General features: G+C 74.1%; 16 protein-coding genes, 1 pseudogene and 1 riboswitch. Of the genes and pseudogenes, 7 read left to right on the forward strand and 10 right to left on the reverse strand.

Annotated features, from left to right (window positions below; translation table 11 throughout):
- A pseudogene (locus tag ACFVXK_RS14590) lies at nt 1-234 on the forward strand (response regulator); the annotation flags it as partial.
- A gap of 2 nt (nt 235-236) precedes the next feature.
- Entirely contained in the window at nt 237-1,289 is a 1,053-nt protein-coding gene (locus ACFVXK_RS14595) for a carbohydrate kinase family protein (RefSeq protein WP_389611863.1), read from the forward strand.
- On the opposite strand, the gene ACFVXK_RS14600 is transcribed toward ACFVXK_RS14595, so the two are convergent.
- Nucleotides 1,198-2,460 carry a serpin family protein gene (locus tag ACFVXK_RS14600; RefSeq protein WP_389611864.1) on the reverse strand — a complete coding sequence of 421 codons (1,263 nt, stop codon included), beginning with the start codon at nt 2,458-2,460 and terminating at the stop codon, nt 1,198-1,200. The two genes, ACFVXK_RS14595 and ACFVXK_RS14600, sit on opposite strands and share 92 nt — an antisense overlap.
- 134 nt (nt 2,461-2,594) lie before the next feature.
- Between ACFVXK_RS14600 and ACFVXK_RS14605 the strand changes: the two genes are divergently transcribed.
- The gene (locus tag ACFVXK_RS14605; RefSeq protein WP_389611865.1) at nt 2,595-3,677 is read left to right on the forward strand and encodes a dihydrodipicolinate reductase; all 1,083 of its coding nucleotides are present in this window, start codon (nt 2,595-2,597) and stop codon (nt 3,675-3,677) included.
- Nucleotides 3,674-4,153, forward strand: a complete 480-nt coding sequence (locus tag ACFVXK_RS14610) for a carboxymuconolactone decarboxylase family protein (protein WP_389611866.1) — start codon at nt 3,674-3,676, stop codon at nt 4,151-4,153. The genes ACFVXK_RS14605 and ACFVXK_RS14610 overlap by 4 nt, the downstream gene beginning before the upstream one ends.
- Before the next feature lie 67 nt (nt 4,154-4,220).
- Here ACFVXK_RS14610 and ACFVXK_RS14615 read toward each other — a convergent pair whose 3' ends face one another.
- Nucleotides 4,221-5,876, reverse strand: a complete 1,656-nt coding sequence (locus ACFVXK_RS14615; protein ID WP_389611867.1) for a GMC oxidoreductase — start codon at nt 5,874-5,876, stop codon at nt 4,221-4,223.
- Nucleotides 5,877-5,991: 115 nt separating this feature from the next.
- Entirely contained in the window at nt 5,992-6,504 is a 513-nt protein-coding gene (locus ACFVXK_RS14620; protein ID WP_389611868.1) for a DUF4352 domain-containing protein, read from the reverse strand.
- Between the two features lie 137 nt (nt 6,505-6,641).
- A riboswitch (cobalamin riboswitch) is annotated at nt 6,642-6,781 on the forward strand.
- Between the two features lie 35 nt (nt 6,782-6,816).
- On the opposite strand from ACFVXK_RS14620, the gene ACFVXK_RS14625 reads away from it, so the two are divergent.
- The 3 genes from ACFVXK_RS14625 to ACFVXK_RS14635 are packed head-to-tail and all read left to right on the forward strand — an operon-like array spanning nt 6,817 to nt 9,661.
- Nucleotides 6,817-7,806, forward strand: a complete 990-nt coding sequence (locus tag ACFVXK_RS14625) for an ABC transporter substrate-binding protein (protein WP_389611869.1) — start codon at nt 6,817-6,819, stop codon at nt 7,804-7,806.
- A gap of 59 nt (nt 7,807-7,865) precedes the next feature.
- The gene (locus ACFVXK_RS14630; protein WP_389611903.1) at nt 7,866-8,828 is read left to right on the forward strand and encodes a FecCD family ABC transporter permease; all 963 of its coding nucleotides are present in this window, start codon (nt 7,866-7,868) and stop codon (nt 8,826-8,828) included.
- Nucleotides 8,825-9,661 (forward strand): ABC transporter ATP-binding protein, encoded by an 837-nt coding sequence (locus ACFVXK_RS14635; protein WP_389611871.1) that lies wholly within the window; start codon nt 8,825-8,827, stop codon nt 9,659-9,661. Before ACFVXK_RS14630 ends, ACFVXK_RS14635 begins: the two co-directional genes overlap by 4 nt.
- Here the strand turns inward: ACFVXK_RS14635 and ACFVXK_RS14640 are convergent.
- The 7 genes from ACFVXK_RS14640 to ACFVXK_RS14670 all read right to left on the reverse strand — a co-directional run bounded on the left by ACFVXK_RS14640 (nt 9,633) and on the right by ACFVXK_RS14670 (nt 16,045).
- The gene (locus tag ACFVXK_RS14640; RefSeq protein ID WP_389611872.1) at nt 9,633-10,061 is read right to left on the reverse strand and encodes a MarR family winged helix-turn-helix transcriptional regulator; all 429 of its coding nucleotides are present in this window, start codon (nt 10,059-10,061) and stop codon (nt 9,633-9,635) included. The genes ACFVXK_RS14635 and ACFVXK_RS14640 overlap by 29 nt on opposite strands.
- Nucleotides 10,061-10,477 carry an SRPBCC family protein gene (locus tag ACFVXK_RS14645; RefSeq protein WP_389611873.1) on the reverse strand — a complete coding sequence of 139 codons (417 nt, stop codon included), beginning with the start codon at nt 10,475-10,477 and terminating at the stop codon, nt 10,061-10,063. Before ACFVXK_RS14645 ends, ACFVXK_RS14640 begins: the two co-directional genes overlap by 1 nt.
- Nucleotides 10,478-10,677: 200 nt before the next feature.
- A complete protein-coding gene (locus tag ACFVXK_RS14650) occupies nt 10,678-11,058 on the reverse strand; it encodes a VOC family protein (RefSeq protein WP_389611874.1) in 381 nt (126 codons plus the stop codon).
- 135 nt (nt 11,059-11,193) lie between these two features.
- Nucleotides 11,194-12,804 (reverse strand): N,N-dimethylformamidase beta subunit family domain-containing protein, encoded by a 1,611-nt coding sequence (locus ACFVXK_RS14655; protein WP_389611875.1) that lies wholly within the window; start codon nt 12,802-12,804, stop codon nt 11,194-11,196.
- Nucleotides 12,805-12,891: 87 nt separating this feature from the next.
- A complete protein-coding gene (locus ACFVXK_RS14660; RefSeq protein WP_389611904.1) occupies nt 12,892-13,731 on the reverse strand; it encodes a sugar phosphate isomerase/epimerase family protein in 840 nt (279 codons plus the stop codon).
- 5 nt (nt 13,732-13,736) lie between these two features.
- Nucleotides 13,737-14,894: a dihydrodipicolinate synthase family protein gene (locus ACFVXK_RS14665; protein ID WP_389611876.1), complete on the reverse strand. Its 1,158-nt coding sequence runs from the start codon at nt 14,892-14,894 to the stop codon at nt 13,737-13,739.
- Complete coding sequence (locus ACFVXK_RS14670; RefSeq protein ID WP_389611877.1) at nt 14,891-16,045, reverse strand: Gfo/Idh/MocA family protein; 1,155 nt, start codon at nt 16,043-16,045, stop codon at nt 14,891-14,893. The genes ACFVXK_RS14665 and ACFVXK_RS14670 overlap by 4 nt, the downstream gene beginning before the upstream one ends.
- Nucleotides 16,046-16,164: the final 119 nt, after the last annotated feature.

A 16,164-nucleotide genomic window follows, 5' to 3' on the forward strand; every position in this document is an offset into this window, starting at 1 on the left:
GTCCCGTACGTCCCGGAGGCGCACCCCGCCGCGCCGGGCGGGGTCCCGGACGCGCTGGCCGCGCGCCCCGCCGCGCCGGGCGGGGTTCCGGACGTCCCGGAGGCCGGACCGGTCGTGCCGGACCGGGCCGCGCGTTCGGCGGGGGCCGGGGCCGCGCCGCCGGGTGCCGGGCGGGCGGTGCCGGGGGTGCCCGTAGACACCCGGGGGTCCGCCGCACCGGGTGGGGAGGCGTAGCCGTGGCCGCCGGGTCGTACGACGTCCTCGTGCTCGGCGAGGTGCTCGTCGAGGTCCACGCCGACGCCCCGCTGCGCGAAGCCGCCGACGGGACCGCCGCCCGGATCTCCTACTCCGGTGACGCCCTCAACGCCGCTGCCGCCGCCGCGGCGGCGGGGGCCCGTACCGCGCTGCTCGCGGTCGTCGGCGAGGACGAGCTGAGCGTCCCGCTGCTGCGCCGGGCCGCCGAGCTGGGCGTGGACGTCTCGCACGTCCACCGCGCCCCCCACCCCAACGGCGCCTACCTGCTCAGCGCGGACACCGACGGGGAGCGCGAGTTCGTCTACTGGCGCACCCGCAGCGCCGGATCCACCCTCTCCCCGGCCCACGTCGAGGCCTGGCGGGAGCTCCTGACCGGAGCCGGAGCGCTCATCACGGGCGGGATCGCCGGCGCGCTCTCCCCGACCAGCCGCGAGGCGGTGCTCGAAGCCGCCCGCACCGTCCACGGGGCCGGCGGCCACGTCACGTACGACCCCAACTTCCGCCCCCGGCTGACCGGACGGGCCGGGGCCCGCTCCCTGCTGGCGGCGATGGCCCCGCTGACGGGGCTGCTCAAGACCTCCTGTCCCGCCGACGCCCTCGCCCTCGTCGACACCGACGACCCCCTCACCGCCGCCGCCCGCTACCGGGCGCTGGGCGCCCGCGCCGTCGCCGTCACCGCCGGGGCAGGCCGGGTGCTCCTGGACGAGGGCGCCCGGGCGGCGTACCACGCCGTCCCGGTGAACCCCGATCCCGTCGACGCCACCGGCGCCGGGGACTGCTTCACCGGCACCGCCACCGCCCGGCTCGCCCTCGGCGACCCGCTCCCGGAGGCGGTGGCCCACGGCGTCGCCGCGGCCTCCCTGTCGGTGTCGGGGCGCGGCGGCACCGGCCGCGTCCCCTCCTTCGCGCAGACGGCGGCGCTGGCCGCGACGCTGGCGCCCCCTACTCCTCTTCCGCCCAGGCCTCCTCTTCCTCCCGCAACTTCTCCTCCAGCGTCTTCTCCGGCGGCCGCGCGTACGGGAGCGGATCACTGACCCAGCCGGCCGCCAGGACCAGCCGCGAGGTGCGGTGCACGGCGAGGAATCCGAAGGGGCGGTCGAAGGACACCTCGACCCGGCGGGTGCGGTAGCGCAGGCGCGGGGGCGCGGCGCAGCCCACCGCCATGCCGACGGCGGTGACCGCCGCGGCCTCGAAGCCCTCCGCCCGGAACCGGGCCATCGCCGACTGCCGGGCCGAACCGACGGCCAGGGGCTCGGATCCGACTCCGGGGAAGTGGCCGCGGCTGTTGTCGCACGCCGCCTCCAGGCCGAACAGCCGGGCCCGCCGCAGGAGGTCGTGCTCGGCCCGCACCTCGAAGGCGGGGGTCTCGACCACGAGCCGGGGCTCGGGCGTCAGCGCGAGCTCCCTGGTGACGGTGAGTCCGGGACCGGGGCGGCCCTCCGGGAGCAGGCTCGCGGGGGTGACCGGCCGGGCGCGGGTGACGGCTTCGACGCCGGTGGTGAGGACCCCGCCGGGCCCGGCGCCGGCTTCGCCCAGCAGCAGGTGGACGTCCACGCCGGTGTCCCCGACCACCTCCAGCAGGGTCACCGCCCCGTGCGGCCCTTCCGCCACCGCGGCCCGGTCCGGCAGGGCCGTGGTGCGGTGCAGCATCTGCAGGGACCGCCCGGACCAGGGGCCTTCGGACGGCTCGCGGGGCCACTCGAAGAACGGCCGGACCCACTTCGTCTTCAGCGTGAGGGCCGAAGCCAGCACCAGCCGCGTCCCGTCCGGGCCCTCGGTCAGCGTGACCGGCATGTGCTTGACCAGCCCGCCCGTCCGCCGGTCGGCCCACGCGTCCAGCGCCTTGTGGCCTGCCTCCGCGGTGCCGCTCAGGGTGCCGTGGCTCCCTGGTGCGAGCCGTTCCAGCCAGGCCGGCTCCAGCGGCAGGTCCGCCCGGGTCCACAGGGCCGTCGCGGACCGCAGCCCGCGTACGCCGTCCAGCGCGGCCAGCAGCTCCCGCGCCGCCCCCGCCGCCCGCTCGGCGGGTATGCCCAGGGCCTCCGCCAGCTCCGCCCGGGCCGGGCCCGCCGCCCCGTCCGCGAGCGGGGCGAGCAGCGGCCAGACCCCGGCCGCGGTGAAGACCGTACCGGCGTCACCGCCGTGGGCTGCGGCCCAGCGCGCCGTGAGCCGGTTGACCGCCCGTACCGTGGAATTCCTCATGCTCATGCCGGGGGAGCGTACGGGGCGGGTAGCGGCCCCGCCGAATCCTTTCTCCGCGCCCGGAGTCCAGGGTGCGGCCGGTCCGAAAAACATCCTCCGCGCCCCTGGGCTCCTCCGCGCCCCGTCGCTACCCTCCGCGCATGATTCCCACGGTGGTCTGGGGCACGGGCAACGTAGGCCGCGCGGCGATCCGCGCCGTCGAGGCCCACCCGGCGCTCGAACTCACGGCAGTCATCGTCCACAACCCCGCCAAGGTCGGCCGCGACGCGGGCGAACTCGCCGGGCTCGACCGCCGGCTGGGGGTGGCGGCGACCGACGACGTCGGGGCGGTGCTCGCCGCCCGCCCGGCGGCCGTCGTCTACGCGGCGTCCGGCGACGTCCGCCCCGACGACGCCCTCGCCGACATCACCCGGGCCGTCGCCGCCGGCGCGGCCGTCGTCAGCCCGGCCCTCTACCCCCTCTACGACCACCGCAGCGCCCCGCCGGAGTTCCGCGACCCGGTGCTCGCGGCGATAGCCGAGGGCGGCGGCTCCCTCTTCGCCTCCGGCGTCGACCCCGGCTGGGGCAACGACGTGCTCCCGCTCCTGCTGAGCGGACTGGGCACCGAGGTGGACGCGATCCGCTGCCAGGAGATCTTCGACTACTCCACCTACGACCAGCCCGACTCCGTCCGCCACCTGGTCGGCATGGGACACCCCATGGAGTACGAGCCGATGATGCTCATGCCCTCCGTCCCGACGATGGTGTGGGGCGGCCAGATCCGGATGATGGCCCGCGCCCTCGGCGTCGAACTCGACGACATCCGCGAGACCTCCGACCGGCGCGCCCTCGACACCACCGTCACCACCCCCACCATGGGCGTGTTCGAGGCCGGTACCCAGGGCGCCATCCGCTTCGAGGTCCAGGGCATCGTCGGCGGCGAACCCCGCATCGTCATCGAACACGTCACCCGCATCCACGCCTCCTGCGCCCCCGACTGGCCGGCCCCGCCCGACGGCGGGGCCGGTGCCCACCGGGTCGTCATCGAGGGCCGTCCCCGCATCGAGGTGACCGTCGAGGCCACCGACGAGGGCGAGAACCGCTCGGCGGGCGGCAACGCCACCGCCGTCGGACGGCTGGTCGGCGCCATCGACTGGCTGGTGGAAGCGGAACCCGGGCTCTACGACGCCCTCGACGTCCCGCTGCGCCCCGCAGTCGGCAAACTCGGAAGGAAACAGCCATGAGGATCGACGTCCCCGACGGGCAGCACCCCATCGAGTACGTGTGGGGCGACCTGGTCCCCGGCATCGGCATGGCCGCCGCCAACTTCTCCCTGTCCGTCTACGCCCACACCACCCTGGGCCTGCGCGAGTTCGAGGCGGCCCGGCTGCGCATCGCGCAGATCAACGGATGCGTCTTCTGCCTGGACTGGCGCACCGACCGCGACGGCGAGAAGGTCGAGGAGGGCTTCGCCGACGCGGTGACCGCATGGCGCACCACCAAGGCCTTCGACGACCGCACCCGGCTGGCCGCCGAATACGCCGAGCGCTACGCCCTGGACCACCACAACCTCGACGAGGACTTCTGGGAGCGGATGACCGCGCACTACAGCCAGGTGGAGATCGTGGAGCTCAGCATGAGCATCGGCTCCTGGCTCGCCTTCGGCCGGCTCAACCACGTCCTGGGCCTCGACAGCGTCTGTGTGCTGCCGGGCGGCTGAACGGAGCCGGGGCCGGCCGGGGCGCGTACCGCGCCCGGCCGGCCCCGGTGACCGTGACCGCCCCGCGTCACAGGTCGGTGGCGATGATCTTCTCGATGTTCCGCTCGGCCAGGGCCGTGATCGTCACGAACGGGTTGACGCTGGTGTTGCCGGGGATCAGCGCCCCGTCGATGACGTAGAGGCCCGGGTGGCCGTGCAGACGGCCGTAGTTGTCGGTCGCCTTGCCCAGGACCGCCCCGCCGAGCGGGTGGTACGTGAGGTGGTCGCCCCAGATCTTGTTGGTGCCGAAGAGGTCGCTGCGGTAGATCGTCCCCTCCTTCGCGTTGATCTTGTCGAAGATGGTCTTCGCCATGTCGATGGACGGCTGCTTCCAGGCCGTCTGCCAGTTCAGCTCGACCTTGCCCGTCGCCGCGTTCCAGGAGAACTGGGCGCGGTTGGGGTTCTTGGTGATGGAGAGGTAGAAGGAGGCGTACGTCTCGATGCCGGTCGGCAGCGGGGCGACCTCGGCGAAGGCGCCGCCCGCGTCCCAGTTGTCGATGCCCCCGCAGGGGATGGACGCCTGGACCTTGCCGGTGGGGTCCCACATGTGGTTCGCCCGGCCGCACATGACGTTCCCGTTGTCCCCCCAGCCCTTGCCGATCTCGTCGTTGAGCAGCGGCAGGGCTCCGGTGGCCTTCAGCCGGACCAGGAGCTTGCTGGTGCCGACGCTGCCGGCGGCGAAGAACACCCGGTCGGCGGTGACGGTCTTGACGGAGACGACGTCGCCGGTGGTGTTCAGCTCCTCCATGGCGACCGTGTAGCCGCCACCGTCCGAGGGGGAGACGGTGGTGACCCGGTGCAGGGGGGAGACGGCCACCTTGCCGGTGGCCCGGGCGGCGGCGAGGTAGGTCTTCTGGAGGGACTTCTTGCCGGCGTTGTTGCCGTAGAGGATCTCCCCGTCCACGGCGGACTTGGGGACGGTGCCGGCCACCTCCTGCTTCATGTAGTCCCAGTCGTAGACGTCCGGCACGAACACGAAGGGGAAGCCGGAGCGCTGGGCGTGCTTGCGGCCGACGCGGGCGAACTGGTAGCAGTCCACCGTCTCGAACCAGTCGGGGTCGATGAGGCCCACGCCGAGCCCGGCGTTGGCCCGGGGGTAGTAGGTGGAGTACATCTCCTCGGCGTCCACCGTGGGGAGGATGGCGGCGAAGTTCTGCCGCTTGGGGGTCACCGCCATGCCGCCGTTGACGAGCGAGCCGCCGCCGACGCCGCGGCCCTGGTAGACGATGATCCCGCCCATCTCCTCGGCGTCGAGGATGCCCGTGTACTTCGGGACGTCCTTGTCGATGGGGAAGCCGAGGAAGTTGCTCAGCGGCGCCTTCGTGCGGGTGCGCAGCCAGAAGGAGCGGTAGTCGGGCTTGGTGGTGTTGGCGAAGATCTTGCCGTCGGTGCCCGGGGTGTCCCAGGCCATGCCCATCTCGATCATGTGCACGTCGACACCGGCCTGGGCGAGCCGCAGCGCGGCGACGGAGCCGCCGTAGCCGGTACCGATGACGAGGGCCGGGACCCGGTCCCCGGACGCGATGGGCGGGTTGGATACGGCGGATCCGGTGGCGGGATTGGCGCGGGCCGGGATGGCGTTGACGCTGAGGGCCATGGCCCCCAGAAGAGAACCGGTTCCAGCGATGAATCCACGTCGGGAGACACCCTTGGACACCTTGTTGTGCAGGCCTTTGTCGCTCATGTGGCGTTCCTCACTCTCGGCGGAGTGGGAACAAGTTCTACTGGCGGGTGCCTGCTAAGTCACTAGATACGTCGAGGTAATTTCCGGCCGGTTCCGGCGGGGGATCACGACAGGCTCACGACAGGCTCCAGTGGGCGACGTCGTCGCCGAGCCCGGCGTCCAGGGCGAACTGCACCGCCGCCGGGCGGGCTTCGGCCGGCAGCCGGAAGACGACGTAGCCCGTCGCCGACCCGCCCGGGGCGAGGGTGACGGCGGCGGGGAGCGCGGGGCCCGCGTCCGTGGCGGTGCTCAGGCCGGTGAAGCGCCGCCCGGTGGAGTCCAGGAGGTGCGCGGCCGGGGCGGGGGAGTCCGCGTAGGGGGCCGTTCCCGTGTTCTCCAGGCGCAGCTCCACGGCGACCAGCCGGTCGGCCCCGGCCCGCGCCGGCTCCGGGCCCGCGGGGTCGACGACCCGGGTGAGGGTCACGTCGAGCCGCTCGCCGGGCCGGTCGCCGTCGAGGGAGACGGTCTCGCCGGAGCCGCCGGTGCCCGCGCCGAGCAGCAGCACCGCGAGGGCGGGGGCCAGGAGGAGATGGGCGGTCCTGACCCCGTGCCCGGGACCTTCGTGGCCCGTGTGGCTGCCGTGGCGCATCACCGACCTCCTCCGCACCTCCCCTCGCCCTCCGTACCTCCCCTCGCCGCCCACGATCCTCCGTACCGCCCGCTCCCGCCACCGGCGCCCGGAGCGGTTCGGGGCGCCTTGGTCCCCCCTTCGGGGCAAACGCGGCATCTGGCAGACTTGGCCGGGTTGTCCCGGGCGGTGCAGGACAGGAAACCGGTGTGAATCCGGTGCGGTCCCGCCACTGTGACCGGCGACCCCCTCCGCGGGGTCCCGGGAGTCAGACACTGACGCACCGCCTCTTCACTTCGACCGGGGACGAGGATCCCCCGGAGAGGCCTCACCATGCCGCGTTTCCGCGCCGCCCCGCGCCCGCTCACCGCGCTCGCGCTCCTGCTGTCCCTGACCGCCTGCGGCGGTCCGCCCGGGGAGGAAGGGCCCGCCCCCGGCGCCCGGTCCGCGCCCGGGTTCCCGTACACCGTCACCAACTGCGGTGTGACCAGCACCTATCAGGCCCCGCCCGAGCGGGCCGTCACCATGAACCAGCACGCCACCGAGATCATGCTGGCCCTCGGCCTCCAGGACCGGATGGCCGGCACCGCCTACCTCGACGACGCCGTCCTCCCCGCCTACCGGAGCGCCTACGCGGGCGTCAAGGTGCTGGCGAAGGAGTACCCGTCGAAGGAGGTCCTCCTCGCGGCCGACCCCGACTTCGTCTACGGCGGCTATTCCAGCGCCTTCGACAAGGGGCAGGGCCGCGACCGCGAGGGGCTGGCCAGGTCCGGGATCGACTCGCGGCTCAGCGTGGAGTACTGCACCCCGGGCCGCGTCGGGCTCACCCAGCTGAAGACCGAGATCACCGAGGTCGCCCGGACCTTCGGCGTGCCCGAGCGCGGCACGGCCCTCATCGAGGACGAGCAGCGCCGGATCGACGCCGTCACCGCCCGGGTCGGGAACCGGCCCCGCCCGTCCGTCTTCGTCTACGACTCGGGAGAGTCCTCCGCCTTCACCTCCGGGGGCAACGGCATCGGCAACGAGATCGTCTCCCTGGCCGGGGGGACGAACGTCTTCGCCGACCTCCAGGACACCTTCGGCGACGTGCCGTGGGAGAAGGTCATCGAGCGGCGGCCCGAGGTCGTCCTCATCTACGACTACGGCGGCACCCCCGTGGAGGCCAAGAAGCAGCGCCTGTTGAACGATCCGGCGCTGGCGGAGGTTCCCGCCGTGAAGAACCGCCGGTTCGTCGTGCTGCCGCTGTCCTCGGCCGTCCTCGGCGTGCGCGTCGCCGACGCGGTCGAGTCCCTCGGCCGCCAGCTGCACCCCGACGCCCCGTGACCGGACGCCGCCGCACCCCGGCCGTCCTGGTGCTCCTCGCGCTCTTGCTGGCCGCCTCGATGGTGGCGGGGCTGGCCCTGGGCCCCGTCCGCATCGCCCCCGGCCGGGTGCTCGACGTCCTGCTGGCCGGGCCCCGGGCCCGGGGCGGCGCCTTCGCCTCCATCGTGTGGGACGTGCGGATGCCGCGCGTGCTGCTCGGGGCCGTGGTCGGCGCCGGGCTCGCGGTCTGCGGCGCCGTGCTCCAGGCCCTCGTCCGCAACGCGCTCGCCGACCCCTTCCTGCTGGGCGCCTCCTCGGGCGCGTCGGCGGGGGCGGTGGTCGTCATCGTGCTCGGGGTGGGGGCGGGTACCGCCCTCGGGCTCCCGCTGGCCGCCTTCGCCGGCTCCCTCGCCGCGCTCGTCGCCGTCTACACCCTGGCCCGGCGCGGCGGCACGATGACCACCGGGCGGCTGATCCTGGCCGGGGTGGCCGTGCAGTACGTCCTGTCCGCGCTGACCAGCCTGGTCCTCGTGCTGTCCGCGCACCCCGACCAGCTCCGGTCCGTGCTCTTCTGGACGCTGGGCGGCCTGGGCGGGGCCCGCTGGGACGAACTCGCCCTGCCGGCGGCCGTGCTGCTCGCCGGCACCGCCCTGCTCGTCGCCCTCGCGCGCCCCCTGGACCTGCTGCTCGCCGGGGAGGAGGGGGCCCGCACCCTCGGCCTGGACACCGGCCGCTTCCGGGCGGCCGCGTTCGTCCTCACCTCCCTGGTCATCGGGGTGCTGGTGGCCTACAGCGGGGCGATCGGCTTCGTCGGGCTGATGGTTCCGCACGCCGCCCGCATGGTGGTGGGCGCCGGGCACCGGGCGCTGCTGCCCGTCTGCGCGCTCGCCGGGGCGGTCTTCCTGAGTCTGGCCGACCTGCTGGCGCGCACGGCGGCGGCGCCCGAGGAGATACCCGTCGGCGTGGTCACCGCGCTGGCGGGCGGGCCGTTCTTCCTGTGGATGCTGCGCAGGTCCACCCGGGCCGAGGGGGTGGCCGGATGACGGGGCGTCCGGTGGAACTCTCGGTCGAGGGGCTGCGTTACGAGGTCGACGGGCGGAGGCTGCTGGACGGGATCGGCCTCACCGCCCGGCCCGGCGAGACGGTCGGGGTCGTCGGGCCGAACGGCAGCGGCAAGACGACGCTGCTGCGCTGCGTCTACGGCACCCTGCGGCCCACCGCCGGCCGGGTGCTGCTCGACGGGGCCGACGTCTCGGCGCTGGGCGTCAAGGAGCGCGCCCGGCGGGTGGCGGTGGTACCGCAGGACGCGGCGGGCACCTTCGGTCTGACGGTCCGCGAGGTCGTGTCCATGGGGCGCAGCCCGCACAAGAGGTTCTGGGAGCAGGACGGCCCGGACGACCGGCGGCACGTCGCGCGGGCGCTGGAGGAGGTCGGGGTGTCCGGCCTCGCCGGGCGCCGCTTCGACGGGCTCTCGGGCGGGGAGCGGCAGCGCGCGCTCGTCGCCCGCGCCCTCGTCCAGGAACCGGGGCTGCTCGCCCTGGACGAGCCCACGAACCACCTCGACATCCGCTACCAGCTGGAGGTCCTGGGGCTGGTCCGGCGGCTCCCCGTGACCGGCCTGCTCGTCCTGCACGACCTCAACCTCGCCGCGTCCTTCTGCGACCGGCTGTACGTGCTGGCGGGCGGCCGGGTGGTGGCCGAGGGTGCGCCGGGGCAGGTGCTCACGGAGGAGCTGCTGGCGGAGGTCTACGGGGTGGCCACCCGGATCGCCGTCCATCCGGCGACGGGCGCTCCGAGCATCGTCTACCTCCCGGGGCGGCAGGAGGTTCCCGCTCGTGGGGCCGGTCTCACTCCTCCGGCCGGGCCAGCCGCCTGAGCAGGGGCATCGCCTCGTCGAGGGGGACCGTGCGGAAGAAGCGCGCGTCGGCCTCCTCGACGGCGGCGACGGCCCGGGGTGCGAGTTCGGCCCCGGCGGCGGTGACGCGCAGCCGCTTCGCGCGGGTGTCGGCCGGGTCGACCTCGCGCTCGACGAGGCCCTTCTGCTCCAGGGCGCGCAGCACCTGGGAGGTCATCTTGACGTCGGTGCCGGCCTGGCGGGCCAGGGCGAGCTGGTTGGGGTGCTCACCCTGGCCGTTGAGCCACCAGGCGCAGGCGAGGAGCACGAACTGCACGTGGGTCAGGCCCAGCGGGGTGAGCGCCGAGGAGACCTCGCGCTGCCAGCGCAGGGTGGCGTGCCAGAGCAGGAACCCGGGGCTCTCGCCGGGGCTGAGGGCCATCAGCGGGCCGCCGACTCCGCCAGCGCGGCCATGGTCTCGGGCCAGTCGGCGGTGATGCCGGGGCCGATCGCGGGGCCGGTCTCGTCGGCGCCCGGGCCGGAGATCTCCATCCGGTAGGTGACGCGGACCAGTCCGTCCCCGGCGGGGTCGATCCGGTGGACCGTGCGCAGCAGCAGCCCGCCGAACCGGGCCTCGTCGACGAAGCTCTCGTCGCGGACGGCCTCGGCGACGACCAGCGGGATCGGGTCCTCGCCGGGCGGGGTCATCGTGATGCGGGCGCCGGCCGCGAAGGGGCCGTCGATCGCGATCCGCTCGACCCCCGGGTTCCAGTCACCCCAGTGCTCGACGTCGGCCCAGAGGCGCCAGATCGCGGCGGGGGCGGCGGTGGTCTCGATGGTGTGCTCGTACGTCCACATGCGCGTTCTCCTCCGTCGCCGTCATTCGTTCTGTGGAGAGATTATCTGCGCGCAGACTATCTGTCCAGGATTCCGGGCGGATGCGTGACGGGCAGGACGGCGGGCGGGGTGGGGGGCGGGGGGGCGGGGGGGGGGGGGGGGGCCCGGGCGGGGGGCAGGGCCCGCGACGCGGTGCGCCGCGGGCCCTGCGGGGTGGGTCGTCAGCCGCCGTAGGGGCGGGTGATGATCTCCATGGCGTGTCCGGAGGGGTCCAGGAAGTAGACCCCGCGGCCGCCGTCGTTGTGGTTGATCTCGCCCGGCTGCTTGCGGTGCGGATCGGCGAAGTACTCGACGCCGGCCGCCTGGATCTTCCCGAAGGCGGAGTCGAACTCCTCCTCCGAGATGAGGAACGCGTAGTGCTGCGTGGTGATCGACTCGGCGGTGCTGGTCGCGAAGTCCAAGGTCACCCCGTTCCCGGTCTCCACCGGAATGAACGGGCCCCACTCCGGGCCCACTTCGAGACCGAGGATGTGTGCCAGGAATACGGCGGACTCCCGGTTGTCACGGGAGTGGACGATCGTGTGGTTCAACTGGACGGACATGTGTGAATGCCTCCACAAGGCATCTCGCGGCACCTCCATGCCTCACCCGGCCGGTGACCGGCACGCGATGCCGCCGTCTTGATCCTAAGCACCCCAATCGCGCGCGGTCCACCGAATTCCGGCCGCCGGCCTGCCTCACGAACCCCCGTACACCGCGTTGACGTTGTCCTGAGCCGGGTGCGTCTTCCCGGCCGGGCCGGCGGCGAAGGCGCGCAGCAGGTTCTCCGTCACCCGGGTGGTCAGCGCGCCTGCCCGGGCGTCCAGGCCGTGGTTGGCGCCGCTGCGGCCGTCGCCGGTCGCGTCCAGGGCCTCGACCCAGCGCATCGTTCCGGTGGCGAAGACCCCCGCCCCGCTCGGCACGGTGTAGTAGGCCGTGTCCTGATGGCTCGGCCGGCCCTCGCACACCACCGGCGAGTGGGCCAGTATCTCGATCGGACGCGGGGTCGGAAAGCCCGTGCTGACCTTGTCGTACTCCACGCCGACCAGGTGCGCGAAGCCGTCGCCCGCCTTCACGCCCGTCCCCTCGAACAGCCAGTGGCCCGGGTTCGTGACCACGTACGGGGCGTCCACCGGGTAGCCGTCGTAGATCACCCCGAGCAGCGAGCTCTCCGGGTCGGCCCCCGGCGCGGACCGGAAGTCGACGGTCGCGGGATGCCCCCGCTTGAAGCCCGGGTCCTGCTCGTACGAGGACTTGTAGCAGACCACCGTACGGTCCGGGCCCAGCTCCGAGGGCTCCAGGCGGATGCGGCGGAAGCAGCAGTTCGCGCCCAGTATCGCGATGTTGCTCCCCGCGTCCCGGGCCGCGGTGACGTGCGCGCGCTGCTCCGGCGACCAGTACTCGTCGTGGCCGGGCGACAGCACCGCGGCGGCTCCCTCCAGCAGCCGCCGCTCGCGCGCCACATCGGTGGTCGTGGCGTACGCCAGGGGGATCCCGAGGCGCTCGGCGAGCGCGATCAGCGGCGCCTCGTACACCAGGAACAGCCCCGCCCCGTCGTCGTAGTCGTACGGCCGGTCGAAGGTCACGGACAGCGAACGCGAGGCGTATCCGCCGCTCGGGCCGTCGTAGCTGCCGTAGCCGCCCCAGCGGTTGTACGCCTGCCAGGTCGCCACCGCGTTGACCATCACCGTCCGTCCCGCCGCGGCCGCCGAGCGGACGGTCACCGGCACGAACCGCTGCCCCTCCCCGCCCTGTGCGTCCAGCCGCAGCAGGTAGCAGCCCTCCGGCCAGCCCTTGGTGTCTACCGTGGCGGTACGCGGCCACCGGGTGCGGACCATCCGAGTGCCGGACTCCACCGCGGGCTCGGGCTGGCGGACCCCGGGCAGCGCCTCGGAACGCCACACCAGCCGCGCCCGGGCCCCGCCGTACCAGCCCATCCGGTACGCGGAGACCGTGAACCGCGGCGCGGTGGTGGACACGTGCAGCCCGAACGACTCCCCGGGCAGCACGCTCACCCGGTCCGCGAACCCCTCGATCGCCCGGGCGGGCCCGGCCTTCGTCACGCGCCAGTCGGCGTTGCCGGGCCGGGCGTTCTCCGCCTTCACGTCGAACCCGCCCGGACCCGGCTCCGGCGTCGAGCCCTTGCCCGCGCCCTTCCCCTTCAGAGTGGCCCCGCTCGTCCCGTCCCCACCGCTCGCGCAGCCGGCGACCGAGCCGAGCCCGGCGGCGGTGGCCGTCCCCGTCGCGAGGGCGAGGAACCGCCGCCTGCCCGTGCCCTCGGGGCCCCCGGGTATCTGCTCCTGATCCATGCGGGCACGTTATGGCACCCCCTCCCGGCCGCCCCGCACCACCCCACCGCGAACCCACCCCCGCCCCCAGGCCGCGCGCCGCCTCCCTCATTCGACGTGCTCCCGGTAGCGGGCGATCACCTCCCGCAGCACCTCACGGCCGTCCCGCGCCCACAGGCCCGGATGGAAGATCTCCACCTCCACCGGCCCCCGGTACCCGGCCCGGTCGGCCAGCTGCCGGAAGGACCGCAGATCGACGCACCCGTCCCCGAGCTGCCCCCGCCCCAGCAGGACCCCCTCGGGGAGCGGAGTCACCCAGTCGGCCACCTGGACGGAGACGATCCGCCCGCCCGCACCCGCCCGGCCCAGATCGGCGGCCAGCCGCTCGTCCCACCACAGGTGGTAGGAGTCGGCCACAACCCCGACCCGCTCCGCCGGGAACTGCTCGGCGATGTCCAGGGCCTGCCCCAGCGTGGAGACCACGCAGCGGTCCGCCGCGAACATCGGATGCAGCGGCTCGATCCCCAGCCGCACCCCGTGCCCGGCGGCCCACGGAACCAGGTCGCCCAGGAACCCGGTGATCCGCCTCCGCGCCTCCGCGAGATCCCGCTCGCCCTCCGGCAGCCCGCCCGCGACCAGGACCAGGACGTCCGCCCCCAGCTCGGCCGCCTCCTCGACGGCCCGGCGGTTCTCCTCCAGCGCGGCCGCCCGCCCGGCGGGATCCGCGGCGGTGAAGAACCCGCCCCGGCACAGGGAACTGACGCGCAGTCCGGCGGCGGAGACCAGCCGCGCCGTCTCCCGCACCCCGAACCCGCGCACCGGATCCCGCCACAGCCCCACCGTCGTCACCCCGGCCGCACCGCACCCGGCCACCAGCTCGGGCAGCGACCACTGCCGCACGGTCTCCTGGTTCAGACTGAACCGGGCCGGAGCCGCCACCCCGGTCATCCCGGTCATCCCGGCACCCCCCGCTCCGACAGGAGCCGGCGCATCCGGCCCGCAGCGCATTCCGGGTCGGGGAACAGGCCCAGGGTGTCGGCCAGTTCGTAGGCCCGCGCCAGATGCGGCAGCGAACGGGCCGACTCCAGCCCGGCCAACATCGTGAAGTGCTCCTGATACCCCGCCAGCCAGGCCAGCAGGACCACACCGGTCTTGTAGAGAGGTGTCGGCGGTGCGAACAGGTGCCGGGCCAGTGCGACCGTCGGGTCCAGCAGCGCCCGGAAGCCCCCGGGATCCCCGCTGTCCAGGGCGAGCGCCGCCCGGGCGGCGATGGGGGCGACGGGGCCGAAGATCCCCAGGAGCGCGTCGCTGGCCAGCTCCCCGTCCCCGGCAATCAGCTCCGGATAGCGGTGGTCGTCGCCGGTGTAGCAGCGCACGCCCGCCGGGAGCCGGCGCCGCAGCTCCTTCTCCCGTTCCGCGTCCAGCAGCGAAACCTTGACGCCGTCCACCTTCCGCGGATGCTCGGCGACGATCTTCACGAGCAGGTCCGCGGCCTCGTCCAGGTCCTGGTGGCCCCAGTACCCCGCGAGCGCCGGATCGAAGACCGCTCCCAGCCAGTGCAGCACCACCGGCCGCGCGCTCTGCCTCAGCAGGGCCCCGTACACCTCCAGGTAGTCCTCGGGGCCACGGGCCGCCGCGACCAGGGCGCGGGAGGCCATCAGGACGGCCCCCGACCCGCAGCCCTCGACATGGGCGAGCTGTTCCTCGTAGGCGGCCCTGACCGCGGCGAGCGAGTGCGCGCGGCCCACGGCCAGCTGATCGGTACCCGCGCCGCAGACGATCCGGCCGCCCACCGCCCGGGCCTCCCGCGACGAGCGGCGGATCAGCTCCGCCGCCTCCGCCCAGCCCAGGCCCATGCCCCGCTGCGCGGTGTCCATGGCCTCCGCGACGCCGAGCCCCAGCCCCCACAGCCGGTGCCGGAACCCCAGGGTGGCCTCCCAGTCGACCACCGGGCCGCCGCCCGGCGAGGCGGGCGGGGCCGCGGCCACATGGGCGGCCGCGTACAGGACACGACTGCGGGCCGGGGCGGCGCCGAACGCTCCCAGTGGTGCGGCCGACGGCCGGTACAGCCGCCATCCCCCGTCCTCGGAGGGGAGCCGGATCCCGTTCACAGCGCCACCTCCGGTACCGGCAGCCGCCGTCCCTCCGCGCAGGAACGCAGGCCCAGCGAGGCCAGTTGTACTCCCCGGGCCCCGGCGAGCAGGTCCCACCGCCAGGGCTCGTCGCGTACGACATGACGCAGGAACAGTTCCCACTGGGTCCTGAACCCGTTGGCCGGCGGACCGTCGTCCGGCACCTTCCGCCACTGCGCCCTGAAGGGCTCGGCCGACGGCCGGTCCGGATCCCACACCGGTCTCGGCGTGGCCGCTCGCTGCTGGACCCGGCAGTTCCTGAGCCCGGCCACCGCCGAGCCGTGCGTCCCGTCCACCTGGAACTCCACCAGCTCGTCACGGTGCACCCGCACCGCCCAGGAGGAGTTGATCTGCGCCACGGCGCCGCCCTCCAGCTCGAAGGTCCCGTACACGGCGTCCTCGGCCGTGGCCTCGTACGGCTCGCCCTCCTCGTCCCACCGGCGGCCGATGTGCGTGCGGGTCAGGGCCTGCACCGTCCTGACCCGGCCGAACAGCTCGTGGAGCAGGTACTCCCAGTGCGGGAACATGTCGGCGACGATGCCCCCGCCGTCCTGCGCCCGGTAGTTCCAGGAGGGGCGCTGGGCCGGCTGTCCGTCGTCCCCTTCGAAGACCCAGTAGCCGAACTCCCCCCGGACGGAGAGCACCTGGCCGAAGAAGCCGTCCTCGACCAGCCGTCGCAGTTTCAGCAGGCCCGGCAGGAACAGCTTGTCCTGCACCACGCCGTGCTTGACCCCGGCCGCCGCGGCCAGCCGGGCCAGCTCCAGCGCGGCCGGGAAGCGCGAGGCCGTCGGCTTCTCGCAGTACACGTGTTTTCCCGCCGCCAGGGCCGAGCGCAGGGCCGCCTCCCGGGCACCGGTCACCTGGGCGTCGAAGTAGACCTCCACCTCCGGATCGGCCAGGACCGCCTCCAGGTCCGTGCTCACGTGTTCCAGGCCGTGCCGCCCGGCGATGGCCCGCAGGGCGGCCTCACGGCGCCCGACCAGCACCGGCTCCGGCCAGAGCAGCGTGCCGTCGCCGAGGTCCAGTCCGCCCCGCTCGCGCAGCGTGAGGACGGAGCGGACCAGATGCTGGCGGTACCCCATCCGCCCGGTCACGCCGTTCATCGCGATCTTGATCGTCCTGCGTTCCATGATGACTTCCTCCGGTCCGTCGCATCGTCTGTGAAAGCGATGGAAAGCGCTTTCTGCGTTTCACGGTAGGCCTCCGCATCGTGTCTCTTCAATTACCCGATCGAGTGATGGAAAGCGCT

This window comes from Streptomyces sp. NPDC058157, from assembly GCF_042884105.1.
GTDB lineage: Bacteria > Actinomycetota > Actinomycetes > Streptomycetales > Streptomycetaceae > Streptomyces.